The sequence below is a fragment of the Sorangium sp. So ce302 genome (genome assembly GCF_051530145.1).
GTDB classification, from domain to species: domain Bacteria; phylum Myxococcota_A; class Polyangia; order Polyangiales; family Polyangiaceae; genus Sorangium; species Sorangium cellulosum_B.
In genome coordinates, this window is the sequence record NZ_CP150326.1 from 8,761,200 (window position 1) to 8,784,051 (window position 22,852).

At 72.1% G+C, this 22,852-nt stretch carries 20 protein-coding genes; 10 read left to right on the top strand and 10 right to left on the bottom strand.

The annotated features are described in order from the left end of the window. Positions 1-75: 75 nt before the first annotated feature. Positions 76-897 carry an alpha/beta hydrolase gene (locus tag WME73_RS33165; RefSeq protein WP_437740352.1) on the top strand — a complete coding sequence of 274 codons (822 nt, stop codon included), beginning with the start codon at positions 76-78 and terminating at the stop codon, positions 895-897. 27 nt (positions 898-924) lie between these two features. On the opposite strand, the gene WME73_RS33170 is transcribed toward WME73_RS33165, so the two are convergent. Next, positions 925-1,674: a metallophosphoesterase family protein gene (locus WME73_RS33170; RefSeq protein WP_437912111.1), complete on the bottom strand. Its 750-nt coding sequence runs from the start codon at positions 1,672-1,674 to the stop codon at positions 925-927. Continuing rightward, positions 1,671-2,675: a hypothetical protein gene (locus WME73_RS33175; RefSeq protein ID WP_437912112.1), complete on the bottom strand. Its 1,005-nt coding sequence runs from the start codon at positions 2,673-2,675 to the stop codon at positions 1,671-1,673. Before WME73_RS33175 ends, WME73_RS33170 begins: the two co-directional genes overlap by 4 nt. 256 nt (positions 2,676-2,931) lie before the next feature. Here WME73_RS33175 and WME73_RS33180 point away from each other — a divergent pair, with 256 nt between their 5' ends. The 3 genes from WME73_RS33180 (at position 2,932) to WME73_RS33190 (ending at position 5,720) form a co-directional block, all read left to right on the top strand. Further along, complete coding sequence (locus WME73_RS33180; protein WP_437740355.1) at positions 2,932-4,338, top strand: NAD-dependent succinate-semialdehyde dehydrogenase; 1,407 nt, start codon at positions 2,932-2,934, stop codon at positions 4,336-4,338. Between the two features lie 123 nt (positions 4,339-4,461). Further along, positions 4,462-5,244: a dienelactone hydrolase family protein gene (locus tag WME73_RS33185; RefSeq protein WP_437912113.1), complete on the top strand. Its 783-nt coding sequence runs from the start codon at positions 4,462-4,464 to the stop codon at positions 5,242-5,244. Between the two features lie 122 nt (positions 5,245-5,366). Next, positions 5,367-5,720 (top strand): DUF1801 domain-containing protein, encoded by a 354-nt coding sequence (locus tag WME73_RS33190; protein WP_437740357.1) that lies wholly within the window; start codon positions 5,367-5,369, stop codon positions 5,718-5,720. A 42-nt stretch (positions 5,721-5,762) separates the two neighbouring features. On the opposite strand, the gene WME73_RS33195 is transcribed toward WME73_RS33190, so the two are convergent. Continuing rightward, positions 5,763-8,174, bottom strand: a complete 2,412-nt coding sequence (locus WME73_RS33195; protein WP_437912114.1) for a substrate-binding domain-containing protein — start codon at positions 8,172-8,174, stop codon at positions 5,763-5,765. A 190-nt stretch (positions 8,175-8,364) separates the two neighbouring features. Here WME73_RS33195 and WME73_RS33200 point away from each other — a divergent pair, with 190 nt between their 5' ends. Genes WME73_RS33200 through WME73_RS33215 form a run of 4 tightly spaced genes read left to right on the top strand, consistent with a single transcriptional unit; the run spans position 8,365 to position 12,353 of the window. Beyond that, positions 8,365-9,342: a fumarylacetoacetate hydrolase family protein gene (locus WME73_RS33200; protein WP_437740359.1), complete on the top strand. Its 978-nt coding sequence runs from the start codon at positions 8,365-8,367 to the stop codon at positions 9,340-9,342. Continuing rightward, on the top strand, positions 9,339-10,004 hold the full coding sequence (gene maiA / locus WME73_RS33205) for a maleylacetoacetate isomerase (protein WP_437912115.1): 666 nt from the start codon (positions 9,339-9,341) through the stop codon (positions 10,002-10,004). Before WME73_RS33200 ends, maiA begins: the two co-directional genes overlap by 4 nt. 37 nt (positions 10,005-10,041) lie before the next feature. Continuing rightward, positions 10,042-11,193: a 4-hydroxyphenylpyruvate dioxygenase family protein gene (locus WME73_RS33210; RefSeq protein WP_437912116.1), complete on the top strand. Its 1,152-nt coding sequence runs from the start codon at positions 10,042-10,044 to the stop codon at positions 11,191-11,193. Then, on the top strand, positions 11,193-12,353 hold the full coding sequence (locus WME73_RS33215) for a homogentisate 1,2-dioxygenase (RefSeq protein ID WP_437912117.1): 1,161 nt from the start codon (positions 11,193-11,195) through the stop codon (positions 12,351-12,353). The genes WME73_RS33210 and WME73_RS33215 overlap by 1 nt, the downstream gene beginning before the upstream one ends. Here WME73_RS33215 and WME73_RS33220 read toward each other — a convergent pair. The 4 genes from WME73_RS33220 to WME73_RS33235 form a co-directional block, all read right to left on the bottom strand. Next, the gene (locus WME73_RS33220; protein ID WP_437912118.1) at positions 12,337-12,933 is read right to left on the bottom strand and encodes a hypothetical protein; all 597 of its coding nucleotides are present in this window, start codon (positions 12,931-12,933) and stop codon (positions 12,337-12,339) included. The two genes, WME73_RS33215 and WME73_RS33220, sit on opposite strands and share 17 nt — an antisense overlap. A 25-nt stretch (positions 12,934-12,958) precedes the next feature. Then, positions 12,959-14,062, bottom strand: a complete 1,104-nt coding sequence (locus WME73_RS33225) for a deoxyhypusine synthase family protein (protein ID WP_437740364.1) — start codon at positions 14,060-14,062, stop codon at positions 12,959-12,961. Positions 14,063-14,131: 69 nt separating this feature from the next. Then, positions 14,132-17,314: a hypothetical protein gene (locus tag WME73_RS33230; RefSeq protein WP_437912119.1), complete on the bottom strand. Its 3,183-nt coding sequence runs from the start codon at positions 17,312-17,314 to the stop codon at positions 14,132-14,134. A 171-nt stretch (positions 17,315-17,485) separates the two neighbouring features. Continuing rightward, entirely contained in the window at positions 17,486-18,559 is a 1,074-nt protein-coding gene (locus WME73_RS33235; protein WP_437912120.1) for a DUF72 domain-containing protein, read from the bottom strand. Between the two features lie 396 nt (positions 18,560-18,955). Between WME73_RS33235 and WME73_RS33240 the strand changes: the two genes are divergently transcribed. After that, positions 18,956-19,312: a hypothetical protein gene (locus tag WME73_RS33240; protein ID WP_437740367.1), complete on the top strand. Its 357-nt coding sequence runs from the start codon at positions 18,956-18,958 to the stop codon at positions 19,310-19,312. Between the two features lie 107 nt (positions 19,313-19,419). On the opposite strand, the gene WME73_RS33245 is transcribed toward WME73_RS33240, so the two are convergent. Further along, on the bottom strand, positions 19,420-19,605 hold the full coding sequence (locus WME73_RS33245) for a hypothetical protein (RefSeq protein ID WP_437740368.1): 186 nt from the start codon (positions 19,603-19,605) through the stop codon (positions 19,420-19,422). Between the two features lie 110 nt (positions 19,606-19,715). Next, positions 19,716-20,120 carry an RNA recognition motif domain-containing protein gene (locus WME73_RS33250; protein WP_437912121.1) on the bottom strand — a complete coding sequence of 135 codons (405 nt, stop codon included), beginning with the start codon at positions 20,118-20,120 and terminating at the stop codon, positions 19,716-19,718. A 535-nt stretch (positions 20,121-20,655) separates the two neighbouring features. Here WME73_RS33250 and WME73_RS33255 point away from each other — a divergent pair. After that, entirely contained in the window at positions 20,656-20,940 is a 285-nt protein-coding gene (locus WME73_RS33255) for a cupin domain-containing protein (protein ID WP_437912122.1), read from the top strand. Here the strand turns inward: WME73_RS33255 and WME73_RS33260 are convergent. After that, the gene (locus WME73_RS33260; protein WP_437740371.1) at positions 20,922-21,845 is read right to left on the bottom strand and encodes an undecaprenyl-diphosphate phosphatase; all 924 of its coding nucleotides are present in this window, start codon (positions 21,843-21,845) and stop codon (positions 20,922-20,924) included. The genes WME73_RS33255 and WME73_RS33260 overlap by 19 nt on opposite strands. Positions 21,846-22,852: the final 1,007 nt, after the last annotated feature.

The window sequence follows — 22,852 nt, forward strand, 5'->3', positions numbered from 1 at the left end:
CAGGTACCATGCCACCCCGGCACGACATATCCTGCGCGCCCACTCCCCCCGCCGACCTCGGCAGAACGGTCAGCCATGCCGACGAACGACCCCGACAGCCAGCTCGACGAGCTCCTTCGCGCGCTCGACGCGAACCCTCGCGCCACCGACGTCTTCTATCCCAGGCAGGTGAACACGAGCCCACCCGCCGGCGCGACGGACTACGACATCCCCGTCGCCCCCGGGGTGACGCTCGGCGCGCGCTGGCACCTGTCCGACCCGGGCAATCCGACCGTGCTCGCGTTCCACGGCAATGGCGAGACCGTCCCCGACTACGACGACATCGCCGAGGGCTGGCGTGACATCGGGCTCAACCTCTTCATGGTCGATTACCGCGGCTATGGCTGGAGCGGTGGGCAGCCGACGCTGCGCTCGCTCCGAGAAGATCCCGTGAAGGTCTCCGATTTCTTCGAGCGCGAGCTCGCCGAGACGAGCCGCGCCGCAGGCCTCGACCGGCCGCCGAAGCCGCTGCTCTTCGGCCGCTCGCTCGGCAGCTCACCGGCGTCGCGCATCGCCGCGCACCGCGGCGACGCGTACCGCGCGCTCCTCCTCGAGAGCGGGTTCAGCGACGTGCGGCACCTGCTCGCCCTCTTCGAGATCGACCTCGGCGATCTGCGCGACGAGGCGCACCGCAGCTTCTCGAACCCGGAGCTCCTGAGGAACGTCGAGATCCCGGTCCTCGTCCTGCACGGCGCGCGCGACACGCTGCTCCCGCCGGACCACGCCCGCGAGAACCACGCGGCCGTCCCCCACGAGAGGAAAGCCCTGCACCTCATCGACGGCGCCGGGCACAACGATATCCTCCTCTTCGCGTCCGCCTATTTCGGAGCGATACGGGCCTTCCTGCAGAAGCACTGAGCGAAAGCACCGAGCGGCGCTCGCCCGCTACACCTCGAAGAGCAGAAACGGCTTGCCGGTGAGCTTCCTGAGCAGCGGCATCGCCACGTTGTAGACCGGAGTCCCGTTCGACATGTGCCCCTCGAGCGCCCCGTGGTGCGCGTGGCCGTGGAAGACCACGTCGGCGCCGTACAGATCGATCGGCGCGGCAAGGCGGCTCGTCCCAAGGAACGGCCTTATCTCCACGTTCTCGCCGACGGTCGTCTCGAGGATCGGCGTGTAATGCATGATCACGATCTTCTTCTCGCTGTCGAGCTGGGACAGCGCCGCCTCCAGCTTCAGCGCCTCGGTCACGGCCTCCTGGACGAACGCCTTGAGCGGGCCCTCGCCGAACGCCTGGAGCGTCGCGCTCCCGAACCCGCCCATGAAGCCCTTCACGCCGGCAACCCCGATGTCGTCGCGCAAGATCAGGTGATCTCCGTCGAGCACCTCGACGCCCGCGTCGCCCAGGAGCTTCGCGATCTCGGCGCCCGCCCCCCGGTCGAGATCGTGATTGCCGAGCACGGCGGCGCACGGCATCGAGAGCCCGGCGAGCGCGTCGGCCAGCACCTTCGCTTCCTCGGGATGGCCGCGATCGGTGAGATCGCCGCACAGCACGAGCAGCTCCGCCTCCGCGTTCACCGCCTTCACGAGCTCGCGCATCCTGGCGCCGTGCTCCGGCCGGCAGTGCAGATCCGAGGACGCCGCGATGCGGCGCTTGCCCTGCTCCCCGTTCCCTCCGGCGACGGCGGCGCTCATGATCCCGGCTTGCGGACCCGCGCCGCCTCGACCTCCACCCCCGGCCCCTCCGCGCCGCCCGGAGCCCCGTCACGGCCCGGCTTCCCCTTGCCGAGGCGAGGCCGCCCCGCCGCAGACCGCTGGCGCTTCCTGCACAGCGCCCCCCGCGCCGCCTCGGGCGCGGACGCAGCGGACCCCACGACGAGCCCGAGCTTCTCGTAGTCGTGCACGTACTGCTGCCTGCTGATCAGGTTGCCCCGGCATACCCGGAGCGGCGCGTCGCCGGCCCGCGTCTGCTCCAGCGTACGCCGGCAGAGCTCGTCGATGATCCACCCGGGCACCCGGCTCCGCGCGCCCGGATAGACGAAGCGGTACAGCGTCAGGTGCGCGAACAGGACCTCCCAGTAGGGACCGAACCGGGCGAGGAGCCTCTCCCAGTCCATCTCGTCCCCACACGCGTAGATCAGGTGGTTCACGTCGGCGCCGTCGTACCGCTCCCGCTCGTCCACGAACGCCTTCGTGAAGATGATCTCCTCGACCGGCGCGATCAGGCAGGAGTGCCCCAGGATCGTGGCCGGACGCGCGTGCTCGAACCAGCCGCCATCCACCACGGCCAGGCCGTTGCTCGACGAGAAGATGAGATCGATGAAACGGTCGCCCGCGTAGGCCTTCCCGATCCACCGCGGATCGATGAGCTCCGTCTCGAAGCCGGCCCGCTGCAGCGCCCTGAACGCCGCCGGCACCTCCCGCTCGTCCAGCATCACGTCGAGATCCTTCGTGTCCCGGAAAATGCCCGTGTACGCGAAGAAGGCATACGCACCCGCCACCATGAACGGCACGCCGGCGCAGAGGAGGGCGTCCATCGCCCTCACCCTCACCTCCAGCTCGCCCGCGCGGGAGAGCTGGCCGGCGGGGTCGTCGAAGGCCGGAGGAGCGAGCGCCGCGCGCTCGCCGGCGCGCGTCGCCCGGGCTGAAAGCGCGTGCTCCGCGTCGCCTGCGACAGGGGATCCGCTGCGGACCATCCCCCTCTGCGTAATGAACAGGACGTGCGATGGCGACCCCCCTCCCCCCTCACGCGCCCGGAACATGCGTGGCCCCGTGGACCGCGTGGACCACGCCGGAACGACGCGAACGAAGGAAGAGAAGCGGGCTCGTCGTCGCTGACCATTGCACGACGTGGCGGGTCTGGCTCAAGCTCGCCTGCCGGGACCGCTCGGCGCGCCCCGAGCTGGCTGGCGACGAGCCGCGGCCCGCGACGCTCGAAGAGGAGGCACATCCGTGAACACCGCCATCGCGACGATCAATCCAGCGACCGGAGAGACGATCGAGACGTTCGAACCCCTCTCGTCTGCGGCGCTGGAGCAGAAGGTGGCGCGCGCGCACGCCGCGTTCCGCAGCTTCCGGCAGACCCCGATCGCCGAGCGGGCCCAGAAGCTGCGCCGGGCAGCCGACATCCTGGACGGCGAGAAGGAGCAGCTCGGGCAGCTCATGACGTTCGAGATGGGGAAGACCATCGGCTCCGCCATCGCCGAGGCCCAGAAGTGCGCGACCGCGTGCCGCTACTACGCCGACAATGCCGAGCGCCTGCTCGCCCCCGAAGAGGTCGCCACCGACGCGGGCAGGAGCTACGTGGCCTTCCACCCGCTCGGCGTGGTGCTCGCCATCATGCCGTGGAACTTCCCGTTCTGGCAGGTCTTCCGCTTCGCCGCGCCGGCGCTCATCGCCGGCAACGTCGGCCTCCTCAAGCACGCCTCGAACGTCCCCCGCTGCGCGCTCGCGATCGAGGACATCCTCCGCCGGGCCGGCTTCCCGGAAGGGGTCTTCCAGGCGCTGCTCACCGGGACCGACGTCGTGCCGCGCCTCCTCGCCGACCCGCGCATCGCGGCCGCGACGCTCACCGGCAGCGAGAACGCGGGGCGCAGCGTCGGCGCCCACGCCGGGAAGCACCTCAAGAAGGTGGTGCTCGAGCTCGGCGGCAGCGATCCGTTCATCGTCCTGCCGAGCGCCGACCTCAACGCCGCCGTGGGGACCGCGATCCGCGCGCGCATCATCAACAACGGCCAGTCCTGCATCGCGGCGAAGCGCTTCATCGTGCACGAGTCGATCGCGCCCGAGTTCGAGCAGCGCTTCGTCGCGACCATGCGGCGCCTGCGGGTCGGTGATCCGATGGATCCGTCGGTCGACGTGGGGCCGCTCGCCACGCCGCAGATCGCCGCGGAGCTCGAGGAGCAGGTGCGGGCGTCGGTGGCCGCGGGCGCGCTCCTCCTCACCGGAGGCAAGCGGCTGAGGGGGCCGGGCAACTACTTCCCGCCGACCGTGCTCACCGACGTCCAGCGCCCCTCCCCCGCCGCCGACGACGAGCTCTTCGGCCCGGTCGCGGCGGTCTTCCGCGTCACCGACCTCGACGAGGCCATCCACATGGCGAACTCCACCCGGTTCGGCCTCGGGGCGAGCGCCTGGACCCGCGACGCCGACGAGCGCGAGCGCCTCATCAACGAGCTCGATGCCGGCCAGGTGTTCATCAACGGCATGGTCGTGTCCGATCCCCGGCTGCCGTTCGGCGGCATCAAGATGTCCGGCTACGGCCGCGAGCTCTCCTCGTACGGCCTGCGCGAGTTCGTGAACGTCAAGACCGTCTGGATCGCCAAGGACGAACGGCCGAGGGGCCTGCCAGCATCCGAGTGATCCGAGGAGCGGAGCGACCGAAGGACGGCGAGATCGAGCGGCCGAGCGATCGCCGGGGGAGCCGCTCGCCAGCCGTCCGGCCGCCGCTTCCCCGGCGTCGTGCGACGGGCGATGATGGCGGCCATGTCGCTCCCCGGCTTCACCGAGACGCAGTTCTCACACGACGGCGTGGCGCGGGTGCTCTACCGCCGCGGCGCGGGCCCGGGCGTCGTCGTCATGCACGAGATTCCGGGCATCACCCCGTCGGTCGCGGCGTTCGCCGAGCGCGTGGCGGACGCCGGCTTCACCGTCTTCGTGCCCCACCTCTTCGGGACGCCCGGCAAGCCGGACACGCCCCTCTACATCGTCGAGCAGCTGGGCCGCGCCTGCATCAGCCGCGAGTTCCACGTGCTCGCGTCCAGGCAGGCGAGCCCGATCACCGACTGGCTGCGCGCGCTCTGCCGCGACGTCCACGCGGAGCTCGGGGGCAAGGGCGTCGGCGCGATCGGCATGTGCCTGACGGGCAACTTCGCGCTGGCGTTGATGGTCGACCCCGCCATCGCGGCGCCCGTGCTGAGCCAGCCGTCGCTGCCCTTCCCGCTCTCGCGCGAGCGCCGCGCCGGGCTCCACCTCTCCGACGACGGCCTCCGTGCCGTCAAGGAGCGCGTCGCCGCCGGTACCCCGGTGCTCGGGCTCCGCTTCACCCACGATCCGATGTGCCCGAAGGAGCGGTTCGACCGCCTCCGGGCCGAGCTCGGCGACGGCTTCGAGAGGATCGAGATCGACTCGTCCCCAGGCAACCCCCATGGGATCCCGCGCACCGCCCATTCGGTCCTGACGCGCGATCTGGTCGACCGCGCGGGCCACCCGACGCGCGAGGCGCTCTCGCGCGTCCTCGCCTTCTTCCGCGAGCGACTCCACCCCTGACCGCCCGCAACGGAAGCCGCGCCCGAGCCAGAACGTCATGCGACGTCACGCGACGAGGCACAGCCGGTTGCGTCTCCGTGAACGTCGACTTACCGTCATTGATTGTGTCGGACGATCCGGCCGTGGCCGCTCTGCTGAGCGAGTACCCCCCTGCAGCGCAACAGCTGACCTTGCGCGTGCGCAAGCTGCTCCTCCGCATCATTCCCGACGTCCACGAGCACGTCTATCCAGGCTGGCGGCTCGTCAGCTTCCGGATGGGCAGCGGCGACCAGCACAAGATCTGCTGGCTCGCCCCGCAGCGCTTCGGCGTGACCCTCGGCTTCGAGCGCGGCGCCGAGCTGCCGGATCCGAACGGCATGCTCACCGGCGAAGCCAAGCAGGCCAGGAACCTCCATATCCGCTCTGCCAAGGACGTGGACGTCGCCGCGATCGCCGCGCTGGTCGCGGCCGCCGTCGCGCTCCACCGGGACCGGTGAGGATCGCGCGGAGCGCCGCTGCGCGACGGCGGCGCCCGCGGCTCAGCGGCGCCCGTGGACGACCCGCCCGCCCGTCTTGCCGAGCGCGTACGAGAACCCGAGCTCCAGCGTGGAGCGGGTGACGATCGCCCCGAGATCGAGCCCCTGCTCCACCATGAGCCGCGCGGCCTCGGGCGCGATCCCGACGAGCACCACCTCGGCCCCGAGCAGCCCGGCGGCGCGCGCCGCCTGCGCGAGGTGGTTCGCCGCGCTCGCGTCGACCACCGCCATGCCGGTGACGTCGATGATCACGACGCGCGCCTGGTGCTCGGAGATCTCCTTCAGCATCGCCTCGATGAAGCGGCCGGAGCGGTGCGTGTCCAGCGCGCCCACGATCGGCATGACGAGGACGCCGCGCGCGATCGGCACCACCGGGCTCGACATCGCGGCGATCGTCTCGAGGAGCGCCTCCTGGCGGCTGCTCAGCGACTCGAGCGCCCTCGTCCGCTCCTTGATACGCGACAGGAGCCGCGCGTTCTCGATCACGACGGCGGCCACCGCGGCCACGCGCTCGACGAGCGCCAGGTCGGTCGCCGAGCACGCGTCGGGCTGCGGGCTGGCCAGGACGAGGACCCCGAGGACCGCCTCCCGGGAGAGCAGCGGCACGCCGACCAGCGTGCGCGCGCCGCTCCGGCGCGCCTCGGCGACGTCGCGGAGGTGCTCGTGCTCGCTCGACGCGGTGTCGATGACGAGCGAGCTGCACGAGCGCATCACCCGGCTCACCAGCGAGTCGTCCGTAACGGGCGCGCGCTCGTCGTCGACGAGGCTCTCGCGCTGGGCCATGCCGATCACCAGGAAATCGAGCGCGCGCTCGTGCCCCCCCGCGCCCAGCCTGCGGCTCGCGATCCTGCGGGCGGAGCTCGAGGCGAGGTGATCCGAGAGGGCGCTCGAGAACGGCGTGCGCTCGAGGGTCACGAGGTCGACCCCCGTGTCGATGCAGCGCGACGCCGGCAGATCCGCGAGGGCCTCCGCGACGCCGCGCGTGGCCATCTCGTAGAGCGCCTGCACGCCGCGGTACCCCATATCGTACTCGCGCTGCACGATCGCCGCGTGGATCACGCCGTCCTGGAGCATCGCGATCGTCGAGGTGACGAGATCGAAGGCGACCACCTTGAGATCGCCGGATCGCCCGAGCCTCATCGAGGCAAGCCCCAAGCTGGGGCCGTTCTCGCTGCACACACCCAGGGCGCCGGCGAGGCCGGCGTTCGACCGCACCGCGTCGACGGCGAGCGCGATCGCGCTCTCCACATCGAACAGGTTCTCCGAGAGCGAGGCCACGCGGACCGACGAGCCGGCGATCGCCTCGCGGAACCCCTCGATGCGCCCCTGGGCGTTCGGCACGGCGAAGGACTCCGCCTGGACGGTGATCTCGCCTCCCTGCGGCATGAGCCGCAGCATCGCCTCGCCCGCGATCCTCCCGGCAGCCCGGTTGTCGGTCCCGACGTAGAGCAACGACCGGCTGCCTGGGGCGGCCGGCGTGTCGATCGTGATGACCGGGATACCCGCCGCCATCGCGCGGTCGATGGCCGGCTCGAGCGCCACGGGGTCGATGGGCGCGATCGCGATCCCGTCCACCCGCCGGCGGATCCCTTCCTCGAGGAGCGCCTCCTGAGCCGCGGCGTCGGCGGACATGACGCTCCTGAACTCGACCCCGACCCGGAGATCGCGCCCCGCCGCCAGCGCGCCGTCCCGCAGGTTGTTCCAGTACGCCGTCAACGGCCGGCGGGGAGCCTTGTAGACGCGGATCATCGGCCTGCCTCGCGCGCCGCTCGCGTCGTGGGATCCCCGCCATCCATCGGCGACGCGCCCCTCGCCCCCAGCATCCTCCAGGATGGCCAGGTCGATCGCACTCCAGCGCGGGCCGGTCTGCACGCTCCGGATCCCGTCCGCGAGCGTCTCGATGAGCTCGAGGAGATCGACCGACTCGGCGACGGAGCTCAGCACCTCCTCGAGCAGGCGCAGCTCCTGGGCGCTCTGCGCCTTCTCCTCGAAGAGGCCGCGCCGCTCGAGCACGACGCCGACGCTCACCGCGATCGACTCCACGAGCGCGCGCCACGGGCCCGAGAGCGGCGCCGCGTCCGGCTGCTCCAGGGCGAGGTAGGCGCCCGGCGCGCCGAACATGGGCACCGGTACGACGTGGACGTGGACGCCGTCGAGCGGCCAGCCAGGCGCTTCCGCGAGCTCGGGCAGGTGCGCCTGGTACCACGCGGCCGCGGGGACGAGGCACGGGCCGTGCGCCGCCTCGGGCGCCGCGGCGGGGCCGAACGGAGGCGACGCGCTGAGCACCCCGCCGTCGGACGGCATGTTCACCCGGCCCGGCAGGAGGCCATCGAGCCCGACAATCGCTTTGCAGGAGAGGCGCCGGCCGGTGCGAATCAGCAGGCTCCCGCGCCGCGCGCCGGGGAGGCCCTCCATGGCTCGTCGCACAAGGTCGTGGAGAGTCGAGAAAACGTCCAGTCCGGTAGTCATGCAGATCCGTTCAGCCGCTCGCTCGCTCGCTGCGCAGCGCGCGTGCGGGCGCATCCCGTAGCAGGCGTGAGCGGGCTCGTGCTTGTCAAGCGGAGACGATGGGACCACCGTACGACCACGAGGAGCTCGCCCCCGCATGAAGCTCGCCTCTCTCCGCGGCCCCGGCCGCGATGGCACGCTCGTCGTCGTCCGCCGCGACGGCCTCGCCTACACGCCTGCAGGCGAGGCCTTCCCCACGCTCCAGGCCGCGCTGGACGACTGGGAGCGCGCCGAGCCCGCGCTCCGCCGCATCGCGGCCGACATCGAGCTCGGCGAGGCGGCCGTGACGCCGCTGGTCGCGGAAGAGCTCGCTGCGCCGCTTCCGCGCGCCTACGAGTGGATCGACGGCTCGGCGTACATCCACCACATCGTGCTGGTGCGCAAGGCGCGCGGCGCCGAGCCCCCCGAGACGCTGACGACCGATCCGCTTGTGTACCAGGGCGGCTCCGGCGTCCTCCTCGGCCCGACCGACGACATCGTCCTGCACGACGAGGCCTGGGGCCTCGATTTCGAGGCCGAGGTCTGCGTCGTCCTCGGCGACACCCCGCAGGGCACGCGCCGCGAAGAGGCCCACCGGCACATCCGCCTCTTCCTGCTGGCCAACGACGTGACGCTGCGCAACCTCGTGCCCGCCGAGCTCGCGAAGGGCTTCGGGTTCTTCTGCTCCAAGCCCGCCACCGCGTTCTCGCCGTTCGCGATCACGCCCGACGAGCTCGGCGATTCGCTCCGCGACGGGCGCGTCCACCTGCGGCTCCGCTCGACCTACAACGGCGCGCTCATCGGCGATCCCGAGGCCGGCCCGGAGATGCACTTCTCGTTCTTCGATCTCATCGCGCACATCGCCAGGACGCGCAGCTTCACGGCGGGGACGCTCCTCGGCAGCGGCACCGTCTCCAACGAGGACCCGGCGCGCGGCGTGTCTTGCCTCGCCGAGCGGCGCATGCTCGAGATCCTCTCGGACGGAGCGGCCGGGACGCCGTTCATGAAGCCAGGAGACACGATCATGATCGAGATGCTGAATCGCGCGGGAGAGAGCCTGTTCGGGCGCATCGCGCAGCGGGTGGTGGCCAGATGAGCGCCGCCGTGAAGGGGCTCGCGCTCTACGGCTACTGGCGCAGCTCGTGCAGCTGGCGCGTGCGCATCGCCCTGGCCCACAAGGGCATCGAGCACGCGTACCGGCCGGTGAGCCTCGTCCGGGACGGCGGCGAGCAGCTCCGCGACGAGTACCGGGCCAAGAACCCGATGGCGCAGGTGCCCCTGCTCGAGTTCGAGCAGGGCGGCGCCGTCCGGCGTGTGTCCCAGTCGGTGGCCATCATCGAGCTGCTCGAGGACCTCTTCCCCGCGCCGCCGCTCCTGCCCGCGGATCCGTACCTGCGCGCCAGGGCGCGGCAGCTCGTGGAGATGATCAACTCCGGCACGCAGCCGATGCAGAACACCGCCACGCTGAAGTACGTGAGGGACGAGCTCGGCGGCGACGAGAAGGCCTTCGGCCGGCGCTTCATCGCCTCGGGCCTCGCCGCGTTCCAGGCGGCGGCGAGCGAGCTCTCCGGGCGGTTCTGCGTCGGCGACCAGGTCACCGTGGCGGACGTGTTCCTCGTGCCCCAGCTCTACAACGCGCGGCGCTACGAGGTCGACCTCGCGCCGCTCTCGACCCTCACGCGCATCGAGGCCGCGTGCATGGATCTGCCCGCGTTCCAGGCCGCCCACGCCGACCGCCAGGTCGACGCGGTCGCCTAGCTCGCCCCTGCGTTACCCCTCGCGACGGAGGACCCGGATGGCCAAGGTGGAGTCGATCGGCATCAAGCGCGTGGAGGCGCTGCACTACTACGTGCGCGACCTGGAGCGGAGCCGCAGGTTCTACACGGAGAAGCTCGATTTCCAGGAGATCGCCGCGAGCTCGCCGGAGCTCACCGCGGCGGCAGCGCAGCAGTCGGTCGTCTTCCAGGCCGGCGAGTGCGTCGTCGTCTGCTCGCAGCCGATCGGCGAGGGCGGGCGCGCGTGGCGCTACCTGCGCAAGCACCCCGACGGGGTGGGCACGGTCATCTTCGAGGTGGAGGACATCGACCGCGCCTTCCGGCTGCTCGACGGCCGCGGGGGCACGCCGATCGACGAGATCCACCGGGCGACGGACGAGGGCGGCGCGTTCGCGTCGTTCTCGATCACGACGCCGTTCGGCGACACCACCTTTCGCTTCGTGGAGCGGCGCGGCTACCGGGCGCTGTTCCCCGGCTGCGTGGCCTACGACGCGCCGCGTGGCGGTGAGAACCGCTTCGGGATCGCCCGGTTCGATCACATCACCTCGAACTTCCAGACGATGGCGCCCGCCCTGCTCTGGATGGAGCACGTGCTCGGGCTCGAGCCGTTCTGGCAGATCGCGTTCCACACGAACGACGTCGCGAAGGACGCCACTCACGGCTCGGGCCTGCGCTCGGCCGTGATGTGGGACCCGGCCTCGGGCGTGAAGTTCGCGAACAACGAGCCCTACCGGCCGCACTTCAAGAGCTCGCAGATCAACGTCTTCAACGAGGAGCACCGCGGCGACGGCGTGCAGCACGTGGCGCTCGCCGTGGAGGACATCCTCGCCGCGGTGCGCGCGATGCGCGGCCGGGGCGTGGAGTTCATGCCGACCCCGGCCGCCTATTACGACATGCTGCCCGAGCGCCTGCAGCGGCTCGGCATCGGGCAGATCGACGAGGACGCGGCGGCGCTGCGCGAGCTCGAGGTGCTCGTCGACGGCGACGGCGCGAGGTCGTACCTCCTCCAGATCTTCCTCAAGGAGTCGTCGGGCACGCACCGCGATCCCGACGCCGGGCCGTTCTTCTTCGAGCTCATCCAGCGCAAGGGGGATCGCGGCTTCGGCGCCGGCAATTTCCGGGCGCTGTTCGAGAGCATCGAGCGGCAGCAGAAGGCAGGGGGGCACGGCTGATGCTCGATCGCGTCGTCGCCGGGATCGTCCCGCCCAAGCACCACATCGCCCTGCGGAGCGAGGCGGGGGATCTCCGCTACGAGGAGTGCCTGACGCGGGCTGGCTTCGACGGCCCCTACACGATCGCCTACCACGAGCGCCGGCCGCACGAGCACCGGGTCGCGGAGGCCGCGCATGGCTTCACGCTGCCGGTCGCCGCGCCGGCGCGCCCGCTGGCGAAGCGGCACTACCGGTCGCAGGATCTGCCGCGGCGGGGCGGGCCCGCCGTCGACTGCCGCGTGCCGGTGCTCTTCAACGACGACGTGGTGATCGGGCTCGTCCAGCCGGACGCGGCCGATCCGGTGTACTTCGCGAACGCGGACGCCGACGAGCTGTTCTTCATCTTCCACGGGGGCGGCGTCCTGCGCACGATGCTCGGCGATCTCCGCTTCGAGCAGGACGACTACGTCGTCATCCCGAAGGGGCTCTTCTACCGCTTCCTCCCGGACGCCGCGCCCCAGCGGTGGCTCTCGATCGAGGCCGCGGACATCCACCTCCCGCGCAAGTGGCGCAACGAGGTCGGCCAGCTGCGGATGGACGCGCCGTACTCGCACCGTGATTTCCGGCGGCCCACGTTCGCCGGCCCCCTCGACGAGGGCGTCCGCGCGCTCGTCGTGAAGCGCGGCGGCGCCTTCCACGGCTTCGCCCTCGAGCGCTCGCCGCTCGACGTCGTCGGCTGGGACGGGGCGGTGTACCCGTTCGCGTTCCCGATCCAGCGCTTCCAGGCGCGCGTCGGGCTCGTGCACCTGCCTCCGGACTGGCACGGGACGTTCGCCGCGCGCGGCGCCCTCGTCTGCAGCTTCGTGCCGCGCCCGACCGACTTCCACCCGGAGGCGATCCCCTGCCCGTACCCCCACGCGTCGGTCGATTGCGACGAGTTTCTGTTCTATTGCCGCGGCAACTTCACCTCGCGCCGCGGCGTCGGCCCCGGCAGCATCTCGCACCATCCGGCCGGCGTCCCGCACGGGCCGCACCCAGGCGCGTACGAGGCGAGCCTCGGGGCCCGCGAGACGAGCGAGCTCGCGGTCATGCTCGACACGATCCGCCCGCTCTCGGCCACCGCGGCCGCGCTCGCGGTCGAGGACCCGGGCTACCAGGACAGCTTCATCGCGGGCCCCTAGCGGGGTCAGGCGACGGGAGACTTCCCTCAGGGCCCTGGGGCTTGTTGAAGCAGGCGCTCGTGCACTCGTTGAAGCGCTGCGACTCCTCGAAATCGATCCCGTTCAGCCCATTGCAGGACATGCCGATGATGCAGCGGGCGTTGCACACGATCGACCCGACGCAGTCGTCGGGGTTGGTCGAGAACGGGAATCCCAGCCCGCACGCCATGAAGACGTCGTTGGCGTCCTCGCAGACGGTGCGGAAGATGGAGATGCCGCAGCCACGGAGGCTATCTCGCTGGCTGTCGCAGCCGTCGAACAGGTACTTCTCGTCCTTGCATTCGAGCTCCTCCTCGACGCAGGTCACGTAGTCGTCGAAGGAGCCGGTGCAGCTCGCCTTCACCGCGGCCGCCCGCGCGGTCTCCGCCTTGTCGACGCACTCGAGGTACCTCGCCTCGCTGCAGCCGGAGCAGTCGCAGATGCGGTCGCAGGCGCGCTCCTCGGGCGAGGGGCAGCCAGCGGAAACGAGCGCGCCGCCGACGGCGACCAGGGAGAGGAGCACCCAGTGGGTGCGCGGCGGGCGGCGCTTGGGGGCGAGCACGGTGACCTCCTCCCCCTACTCTATTTCATTTCGGCATCTTGCCGAGCCGCTCGAGCAACGCGCGCACAAGGAGCGGCCACGCGACCGTGGCGTCCGCGTACACCTCGGCGAAGCGCCCGCCCTCCTGCGGCGGGGTGAACTTGCCCCAGCTCACGCCCTCGGAGTACGTGCAGCCGGACAGGCCGCCCCAGTGGACAGGCTCGGGGCAGATGCGGACGCCGTACTGGAACCGCGGGTGATCGACCTCGATGTCCAGGCGATCGCCGACGATGTCGTAGAACGGCGCGACCTGCTGGGCCCAGTTGCGCGGCACGCCGCCGCCGATGGTGAAGATGCCGAGGCGCTTCTTCTTGCGGACCAGGCGGGCGTAGCTCAGCAGATCGAGGAACGGATTGTACGGCGGCGGCACGGCCTCGCGCCACACGTCGAAGCCCGGCTTGTCGCCGTGCTGCGCCTTCACCTTGCGCAGCATCCACGTCGCCACGTCGAGGCCCATCTCGCTGTCGGTGAAGGCCGGCACATAGACGGGCACGTCGCGGAGGTACGCGCTCCGGAGCACGCCCGGCGAGTCGCCCATCTCCGCCAGCGCCTTGCCGAGCTGGCGGCAGATGATCTCGCTCGACCAGGGAGAGCCGGGGTCCAGCTTGTCGAGCTCCTTCCGGACGAAGACCTCGATCGCGTTGAGGTTCTTCTCCATCTCGAGCGTGTCGTAGACGCGGTTGTACCCCTTCTCGAAGTACGTCTCGTCGGAGATGCCCGGGTTCGCCTTGTAATGGGTCAGGCCGACCGCCTCGCTCAGCCCGTGCGCCATGAGCGCCCCCGTGCTGATGATGCAGTCGATCATGCCGGCCTCGATCATCCGGACGATGACGACGCCCATCTTGGCGACCGTCATCGCGCCGGAGAACGTCGCCACGACGAGGCAGTCCTCGTCGCGCACCATCGCCTCGAGCACGTCGCACGCCTCGCCGAGCGCGCGGCCGCTGAACGCGGTCCTGCTCATCGCGCGGAGCAGATCGTCGAACGAGTCAATCTTCAGCGGGTCGAGCGCGGCGAGCGGGACGAGCTGGTCTTCGACGCCGTCGCCGAGCTGGCGGTGCGAGGAACGAGGATTCTCCGGAGAGGACATAGGGCGCGAACATATACCCGCGCGGGGGGTAGGCCGTCGAGCGCGAAGCTCCCCGCGAGAAGGGCAAACTCAAGGCCGGACGGGCAGCGAGCACGCGAGGCGGCGCGCGGATCTCGCCGCTGCTCTGGCCGCTGCCGTGCCCTCCGTTCCGCCGAATTTCCCGGCGCCTTGACCGATCCCGCGATCGCCGCCTTCGGCGCGCCGGGCCGCGAGATCGGCGCGAACGAACGCGAGCGGGCCCGCGCTGAGCTGGCCGTCGGTCCGCCGCTCCAGATCCATCAGCGCGGCGATCTTCGCCACGCAAACGTCACGACCTGACACACGGACGTCATAGACAGCCGTGCTCGCGGGCGCGCGGCGGCCATCGACCGTCGCGAACGCGCTCGCCCGATCGAGCAGGAAGCGCGCGCCGGGCGGGCGCGCGGCGCACGCCGGCATGCGGGTGAGCTCGGTGCGGACATTCGGGACGATCTCCCAGCCGTCGAGCGGCAGGAGCGGCGGGGCCTTCGCGGTCGCACCTTGCGCCGTCGTCGCGGCAGGCGGGATCGGCACCGTCCGGCCGAGCGTCAGGCCGTGGAAGCTGAGCAAGAGCGGCACGCCGGCGCTCGTCGGCTGCCCAAGCGCGGGCTCGCCGAGGTTCGCGAGCGAGGCGATCGGCCGCGGGGCCTCGCCGGAGGACCACGCGACGAGCGACGCCCCGCGGAGCCACGCGACGGGGCCATCCGGCGTCTCGCTGAAGGCGACCTCCGCCTCGGGCATCAGCTCCAGCGGCACCTCGGCGACCTCGGCGCCGCGGCCCGGCCTCACCTGGATCAGCACGTCGCGGCCCGAGGCGCGCACCCCGAACAGGATCCGGCCCCCGGACGCCGCGAACCGGGCGAGGATCGCGTCCCGGCCGACGCCCTCGGGCGCCGGGCCCGTCCACGAGCGGACCCTGGCCTGGAGCTCGGTCGGGTCGAGCCAGCGCAGCGTCCACGTCGCCCGCGGCGCAGCGGAGGCGCCGCGCGCCTGGAGATCGGCGCCGGCGCCTCTGGCAGCAGCGCCGTCGGGCGAGCGCACCTCGAGCGCGGCGACGGTGGAGAGCTGGCCCCAGCGCCTGTCGCTCACCGACGAGACGCGCCGCTGGCCGTCCGGTCCGGGCTTCACGTCGCGGGCGAGCAGCGCGAGCGCCTCCTGGGTGCTGCGCGGCGGCGGCAGGCCCGCCGGCGAGAGCGGCGGCCCCGGCTGTGTCGTGCAGGCGAGCGCGCGCTCCGGCAGCGCCGGGGACGGCGGCGAGCGGAGCGGCAGGAGCGGCGCGGCCCCGAGCGCAGGACCGCGGAGCGGCGCTCCCTGCGCGGGCAGCGGCGGCCCCCAGCCGACGCGGAGGTGGGTCGAGATCCTCAGGCCGGCCTCGTTCACGGCCAGCATCCCGGGCTCGGCGAGCAGGTCGCCACTCCGGGCGATCTCCGCCGCGGCCTGGGGTGGGATCTCGATGGGCGACCACGTGCGGCCGGCGTCATCCGACGCGAGCACCTTCCCTTCCCCGACGGCGATCCCGCGGCCGGCGTGGACCACGGCGTGCGCGGCCCCGGCGAGGCGAGCCCGCGAGGCCTCGCCGCCGGGGGAAAGGACGACGGCGGTGAGCTCTCCGGCCTCGTCGGCCACCACGAACGACAGCGCGCCGTCCTGCCCCTCCTCGATCGGGCTGACCACGTTGACGTCGTCGCCCCCGCCGCGCAGCCAGCCGAGCGGGAGCAGCGGAGCCTCCCTGCCGCCGGCGTCGATCACCGCGACATGGGCGCCGGGCGAGGCGCCCTCGCGGCCGTCGCCGCGCGGCGCGGGCTCGTCGCGGGGCGCGACGTCGCTGTCCCAGAGCCCGCGCAGGATCGCGATCCGGCCGTCGGCGAGCGCGCCGGCGCCGCGCCAGCGGACGTCCGTGCCCGGGCGGACCGTGCTCCACCGGCCGCTCGGCTGTCGCACGCACACGCTGCCCTCGTCATCCGCGTCGCACGGCGCGAGCAGCAGGGCGCCGCCGCTCGGGGACACGCGGAGCTCGGCCTCGCCGCTCCGCACGAGGACGGGGGGCTCGCTGCCGAAAGGGCGGTCGGGCTTGACCTGGAGCACGCCGAACGGATCGTGGCGGCCGTCCGGCCCGCCCTCGCCGAGCGCGCAGGCCACCCACGCCGCTCGCCCCGCGCGGCCGACGCCGCAGACGTTCAGCCAGTCGCCGCGGCCGAAGGGGGCGACCTCGTGGAGCGCGCCGGTGGCGAGATCCACGCGGGCGAGGACGCCGTGGCTCGCCGTGATCGCGGCAGACGTCCACACCGCGCCGCTAGCGATCGCTGCCTCGAGCGGGTGGCGCCCCGTCGCGCGGATCCAGCGGAGCAGGGGCGCGCCTGGGCCGGGCTCGGGCGCATCGTCGGCGGGCGCGGGCCCGAGCCGCGCCTCGGCGACCAGGATCCGCGCCTCGCGCTGCCCGGACGACGAGGCCCTGCCCTGCGTCACGGCGAGCAGCGCGCCGTCGCGCAGACGGACGTCGGCGACGCGGAGCAGCGCGGCGGCGTCGCCGTCCTCTCCGTCCCCGCCCGGCGACGGCGCGACGGGGCGCCACGACGCGCCGCCGTCGGTCGTGACCGCGAGCCCTGCCGCCTCGAAGAGCCCGGCGCCGTGCCGCGCGTCGCGAAATGCGAGGGCGCGCAGCGGCAGGGCGGGCAAGCCCGGCAGCGTGCGCGGCTGTCCCGTCTCGATGTCGAGGAAGATCGGGGAGTCGGCGATGGCGTCCCAGACCGCGACGACGGCGGGCCCGCCGCCGATGCGCTGGAGGTCCGTCTCGGACCGGGCGAGGACCGCGGGCGCGCCGAGCGGGTCATCGAACCGGTAGACACCGTGGACTCCGCGCCCGACGAGCCGCGGGCCGGTTGCGGACGGAACCAGCACGAGCTCGATCAGGGGCTCGGGGCACGCCGCGGTCTCCGGCCGTGCCGCGCCGTCGGCGCCGACGAGGACGCGCTGGCCGCCGACGAGCGCGAGCGTGCCGCCGGCGACCCGGGGCCCGATCGCGGTCGCGCCGCTCGCGTCGACCCAGCGGGTAGGCACGGGCGCGGGCGGCGGGGGGCGCACCGCCGCGGGCGCTCCGCGCTCTTGCGGCGCAGATCGGGGCGGCGCGCCGCCGCAGCGGGCGAGCGCGAGCGCAGCGAGGAGCGCGGCCGCGCGCCGCGACCTGCGCGGTGGCGCTGCGAGGCGGGGAGCGCCCGCCGCTCTGGACTGCATCATCAGGGCTGAGACTACCGTGTTTCGCTGGCCGCCGCGGCGCCGTGACGGGCCGCAGGCAGCGCCTTGCGGCCGGCGTGCGCCCGCCAGAGATGCGGTGTCCATGGCGGTACACGGAGGCCGCAGCGGCACACGGAGGCAGCGCCCGCGACAGGGACGCAGCGACCGCGAGGCTCAGTGGACGGCCGAGCCTGCCGGGACCGGGGCGGTCTCGTCGGCCAGCGCGGCGGCCCTGCGGGCGAGGAGGGCCATGAGCCCCCTGGCGCCAACCACGGCATGGTCGGACACGCAGTTGTTGAAGATCGCGTGCACCTGCTCTGCCTCCTGGGAGAGCCGAGCGACGGTCTCCGCCCAGGGAGCGAGCTCCACGGGGTCGTAGATGTACCTGAACTTCTCGTTCACGCCGACGGGCGCGTCCCAGGTCTCCTCGCGCCGGCCGTGGAAGCGCACCACGGCGAGGCGAGGATCGGCGACGAGGGCGGTGGGAGGCATGCTGTTGTCCTTGCCCTGCGGCTCATCGACGATGACGTAGAATGCGCCGAGATCTCGGAGGAGGTCCGCGACGCGCTCGATGCGTCCAGGCATGCCCCATGACCCGTGCCGGAGCTCGACGGCGAACGGGAGCCCGTCCATGCGCCTCCGGCAATCCTCGATGACACGCACGTTGCCGCGCGTCGCCGTGAACCACGGAGGGAACTGGAAGAGCACATACCCCAGCTTGCCCGCCTGGCGCAGCGGATCGAGCGCCAGCCGGAAGCGCTCCCAGAGCGCGTCTCTGACCTCGGCCGGCAGGTCTGTCGGGTAGAGGCGCCGCCTATCGAAGAGCGAGGCTGGCAGCGCGCCCTGGACGTCCGGGGGGAGGCGGACGGGCTCCACGGGGTGCTGGGTGAGCGGCGCGAACGCCTTCATGTTGAACACGAAATCAGGCGGAGTCCGCTCGACCCACTGCGCCACCATCCCCGGACCCGGGAGGGCGTAATAGCTCGAGTTGACCTCGACCACGGGGAACTGGGACGCGTAGAACTTCAGCCGTTGTGCCGGGCTCGACACGCCCTTCGGGTAGAATCGATGGCTCTTCACCAGGGTCGGGTCCGTCCACCCGGCGGTCCCGGCGAGGGCGTTGCCGATGCGGGCGGGCACAGGCGCGCACGCCGCGAGCGCCGCGGCGCGCGCGAGCCGCTGCTCCTGCTGGTGCGGAGCCTCCTCTGAAGGCGATCGCGGCGGGTCGCGCAGGGCTTCTTCGTGCATATCGGGAGCAACCTAAGGCCTCTTTGCGGCGATGGAACCGCTCGCCCGGAGATACGACGGCAGGTGCTCATTGCCTCTCACGAAGGTCCTCTCTCCAGTCGTGCGCATGCGCTCGTGCGCATGCGCTGGTCGTGCGCGTACCCTCCCGCTCGCTCGACGAGCTCCCGGATTGCCAGATCCTGATCCGGGCGGTCTTCCGTCACGCTCTTTCGCCGTGGATGAGGCCGCGAATGCAGCGCGCCGACAGCGTGGAGAGCCCAGATTGTGCATGCGCCGACCGGTCGCCTGCGCTATACTGAACAGGGGCCAGGGGGATTGATATATTCCTGCCCGGCAGGACAGAGGTGATCGATGTATTCAGCGAATCGTCGCCGGAATATCGAGCGGGAAGAGCGCATGCTGCTCCGCGAGAAGCGGGAGCAGGCGGCCGGCAAGCTCCTTCAGAAGGTGCCGCAGCTTACGAGCTTGAACCTGGAAATTCGCGAGACCCGGCCCAATTCGGCCATGAATGAGACGCAGTACATCCGCCGCGTCGTTGTCGAGCATGCGCATGCGCTGTTCGAAATGCCGTGCTCGTACTCTTCGTGTGACAACGGCGGCTACGACGTGACGCAGGAAATCCTGAGCGGCCTCGCTTCGCGCACGGCGCGGTTCGAGGGGGAATGCGCCTGTCGAGGGAGCTGTGGTGGCGAGTGCTGCTCCCGGGTCCTCCGCTACGTCGCCACGGCCACGTACCGTGGCCCCGAGGCGTAGGGCGGGCGCTTATCGCCCGGGACGGCGTACGCCGCGAGGGGCGGCCGGGGCGCTGTCCGCGAGGGGCGGCCGGGGCGCTGTCCGCGCCTCGGCGCGCGCTCCGCGCTTCACTCGGTGATGGGAGGCTGTGGCCCCGGGACGATCCCTGCGATGTCCGGATCCTCCCCCGGTGACCCGCCATCACCGAGGCCCTTTTCCTTGCGGCGCGCGAGACGGTTCGCGTCTTTCTCGCGCTGCCTTTCCTGCCGGGCGCGTTCTTTTTGCCGCTTCATTGCTGCCTGTTTCTGCTGCATATGGAGCCAGGCCTTTCAGCGCCTCCGGACGGCGCGTTCTTCAGCACCTCGCGGTGCGTCCTGAGAAGGCGCAGGCGCGGCGCACGATCGGCGCCGCGCCTCGCCCGCGATCAGTACCGGTCGCCCCGGCCGCCGCGGCCGCCGGAGCCACCGCGACCGCCGCGGCCACCACCGCCGCCGCCGAAGCCGCCACCGCCGCCGCCGAAGCCACCACCGCCGCCGCCGCCGAAGCCGCCACCGCCGCCACCACCGCCGAAGCCGCGCGCCGGGCGCTCCTGCGCTTCGTTGACCTTGAGCGCGCGGCCATCAAGGACCGCGCCGTTCAGCTGCGAGATCGCGCTGTTCGCGGCCTGGGCCGAGCCCATGGTCACGAACGCGAAGCCGCGAGGCTGCCCCGTCTCGCGGTCGGTCGGCATCGCGACCTCACGGACCTCGCCGGCTGCGGCGAACGCGGACTCGAGGGTCTCGCGGGTGGTGCTGAACGAAAGGTTTCCAACGTAGAGACGATTTCCCATGCCATCCTGCTTTTTTTACGGCTTTCTGGTGCGCCGCTGAGGCGCTCTCGGCCTGCCATCCGACGAAGCCGTAACGGATCGAACGGAGACGTGCCGCGCGGAACCCCCGCGCGGTCACACGGTGCGTCGTCCAGTCGTCCGAGCGAGCTGCAGGCTCCCTCACGAGAGGGAAACAGGAAAGCGTCGTATCGAGGGCCAGGGACGTTCGTGAGGAGAAGCATCCTAGCCCGATGCGCCGTCGTTCGCAAGCGGGCCGTCCGTGGTCGAGGCCACCACGGTTGCCACCGCCCACCGCCCACCGCCCACCGCCCACCGCCCACCGCGCGCCTCGCGCGGGCGCGCCAGCTCCACGCGGCCTCCTGCTCGCCTCGCCGCGCCATCATCGCCGTCCGCCGCTCGCCGCGGGCTCTCCCTTCGGCGCGGGCCCGACCGTCGTGGCGCCGGCGTCGGCAGGGCGGGCGAGCCTTGGCTTGCGCCCTGCCGCTCCGGCGCTGACGTGGAAGATGTCCTGCGCCTCCTTGGGCAAGATGGCGCGGTGGATACGGCGACTCGCGACGAGGTGCTGAAGCGCTGGCGCGCGCGCGGCTTCCACGGCGGGCTGTGGACCGATCCGCCCGGCCGCATGTGGAGGGATTACGTTCACGACGAGGACGAGCTCCTGATGGTCCTCGAAGGCGAGCTCGAGCTCACGCTCGCGGGCAAGACGATCGTGCCCCGCATCGGCGAGGAGATCGAGATCCGCGCCGGCGTGGTGCACACCGTCTGCAACCGGGGCGAGACGACGGCCCGCTGGCTGTACGCTTACGGGCGGCTCGGGTGATCGCCGGTACGGGCGAGGCCGTCCGCTGCGGCCGCGACGTCCCCCCGCGGCGCGGGTGAGGCCGCGGCGGCGCCGGCCTCGGCGGGGGCGGAGCGGCTGGCGACCCAGAGCCAGAGGACGAGGGCGCCGAGCGCGACGCGATACCAGCCGAACGGCGCGAGGCCATAACGCTTCAGGTAACGCAGGAAGACCGCGATCACGAGCAGGGCGACGGCGAACGAGACGGCGAGCCCGACCACGAGCGCCACGATCCCGCCGGGGGCGTCGAGCAAGGCGCGGCCGTTCTTGACGAGATCGAAGACCGTCGCGGCGCCGAGCGTGGGGATGGCGAGGAGGAACGAGAACTCGGCGGCCGCGGCGGTGCTGAGGCCGGAGAGCTGCCCGCCGACGATGGTGGTCATCGAGCGCGACGCGCCGGGCCAGAGCGAGAAGCACTGCGCGAAGCCGATCGCGAGCGCGCGCTGGAGCGTGACGTCCTCGACGCGCGGGGCGCCCTGATCCGGCCGGCGGCGGCGGACCGACTCGACGCCGATCATCAGGAAGCCGCCGACGATGAGCGCCGCCGCGACGGGCCCCGGGCCGAACAGATGCGCCTTGATGGCCTTGTGGAAGAGCAGGCCGACCACGGCGGCGGGGAGAAACGCGAACGCGAGGGCGAGCGCGAGGCGGAGGCTGTCCGGATCCCGCCGGACCATGCCGCGCACGGTGGTCGAGAGGCGCTCGCGGAAATAGACGACGACGGCGAGCACCGCGCCGAGCTGGATCACGATATCGAGCGTCTTCGCCGCCTCGCTCTGGTGACCGAGCCACGCGCCGAGCAGGATGAGATGACCGGTGGACGAGACGGGAAGGAACTCGGTCAGGCCCTCGAGGACCCCGAGCAGGACGGCATCGAACCAGAACATTGCGCCGAGTCTACCCTCACGCGGGCGAGAGGTGCTCGAGAGCGCGCACGGGATCGGGCTGCGTGGCGGGATCGCGGCGCGGCCGCGGCGGCGCGACGGAGAGCGCCGGCCGTCGACGCGAGATCCCGTGGAGGCTGGGCCTCCGAGCGCCGCGCCGCCAGTCACGCGGGCGATCGGCGCCGGCGGCAGGGCGCGCCAGCGGGGGAACGCTCGACCGCGACGCGCGTCGTCCTCGCGGGGACGATCTCGCCGGCGATGGCCGCAAGGCGCGAAGAGCCGCGCGTCCCGGAGCCGCGCGCCTCGGTGTTCGTGGCCGCGCATGGACGACGCGGAAGAAAGCGTCGTAGTCGGCGCTCACCTGGGCCAACGAGCGGAGAGGGCGCCAGCAGCACAGCGGTAATCGCCGCAGCCCCCGTCCGCCTCGATCACGAGCCGTTTCACGAGCCGTCGCTTGGCGGACTCAACAGGAGTGATCGAGGCACCTGCCCTTCGCTACCGCAGTTCGCCCCACGGCTCGACGCGGGCGATCGCACGAGCTGACGCAAGCTGCAGAGCACGAAAACGCCAGCTCCCCACGAACAGGGCACCTGGGACAGGGGGAAGTCCCGACAGAAACAGGGAAGTCCCGATCAGCCCGTAAGTGCCAGCCGCGCGAAACCGTGCGAAGAAGAGAAGAAGGGCACCGCGAGTACCGCAGCTCACACAATAGCCATGTGAAGATTCGAACAAGTTGCATTTGTTTCCGGCGTGCATCGCGACCGTGACCCGAAGCGGGCGCCCGCAGCCGCGCTGAACTGGGCCGTTCGCGTTGCATCTTCCACGTCCCGAGTGCCTCCACGACACCGTCCAAGCAGGTCGAACGGAACTCGAGATCTTCGTGCTGGTCTGTCGAGAGAGCATGTTGCGCGGTTGACTCGAACAAACATCGTCGTGTACACCTCGATAGAAGAGGCCGTCGGCGCCGGGGGGTGCCGCCGTGCAGGCCATCGACACCACGCAAGCGCGCT

Excerpts from the sequence above, each read along its gene's own strand:
- WME73_RS33165 (WP_437740352.1), top strand. The coding sequence starts at position 76 with ATGCCGACGAACGACCCCGACAGCCAGCTCGACGAGCTCCTTCGCGCG.
- WME73_RS33170 (WP_437912111.1), bottom strand. The coding sequence starts at position 1,674 with ATGAGCGCCGCCGTCGCCGGAGGGAACGGGGAGCAGGGCAAGCGCCGC.
- WME73_RS33175 (WP_437912112.1), bottom strand. The coding sequence starts at position 2,675 with ATGGTCCGCAGCGGATCCCCTGTCGCAGGCGACGCGGAGCACGCGCTT.
- WME73_RS33185 (WP_437912113.1), top strand. The coding sequence starts at position 4,462 with ATGTCGCTCCCCGGCTTCACCGAGACGCAGTTCTCACACGACGGCGTG.
- WME73_RS33195 (WP_437912114.1), bottom strand. The coding sequence starts at position 8,174 with ATGGAGGGCCTCCCCGGCGCGCGGCGCGGGAGCCTGCTGATTCGCACC.
- WME73_RS33200 (WP_437740359.1), top strand. The coding sequence starts at position 8,365 with ATGAAGCTCGCCTCTCTCCGCGGCCCCGGCCGCGATGGCACGCTCGTC.
- maiA (WP_437912115.1), top strand. The coding sequence starts at position 9,339 with ATGAGCGCCGCCGTGAAGGGGCTCGCGCTCTACGGCTACTGGCGCAGC.
- WME73_RS33210 (WP_437912116.1), top strand. The coding sequence starts at position 10,042 with ATGGCCAAGGTGGAGTCGATCGGCATCAAGCGCGTGGAGGCGCTGCAC.
- WME73_RS33215 (WP_437912117.1), top strand. The coding sequence starts at position 11,193 with ATGCTCGATCGCGTCGTCGCCGGGATCGTCCCGCCCAAGCACCACATC.
- WME73_RS33225 (WP_437740364.1), bottom strand. The coding sequence starts at position 14,062 with ATGTCCTCTCCGGAGAATCCTCGTTCCTCGCACCGCCAGCTCGGCGAC.
- WME73_RS33230 (WP_437912119.1), bottom strand. The coding sequence starts at position 17,314 with ATGATGCAGTCCAGAGCGGCGGGCGCTCCCCGCCTCGCAGCGCCACCG.
- WME73_RS33235 (WP_437912120.1), bottom strand. The coding sequence starts at position 18,559 with ATGCACGAAGAAGCCCTGCGCGACCCGCCGCGATCGCCTTCAGAGGAG.
- WME73_RS33240 (WP_437740367.1), top strand. The coding sequence starts at position 18,956 with ATGCTGCTCCGCGAGAAGCGGGAGCAGGCGGCCGGCAAGCTCCTTCAG.
- WME73_RS33245 (WP_437740368.1), bottom strand. The coding sequence starts at position 19,605 with ATGCAGCAGAAACAGGCAGCAATGAAGCGGCAAAAAGAACGCGCCCGG.
- WME73_RS33250 (WP_437912121.1), bottom strand. The coding sequence starts at position 20,120 with ATGGGAAATCGTCTCTACGTTGGAAACCTTTCGTTCAGCACCACCCGC.
- WME73_RS33260 (WP_437740371.1), bottom strand. The coding sequence starts at position 21,845 with ATGTTCTGGTTCGATGCCGTCCTGCTCGGGGTCCTCGAGGGCCTGACC.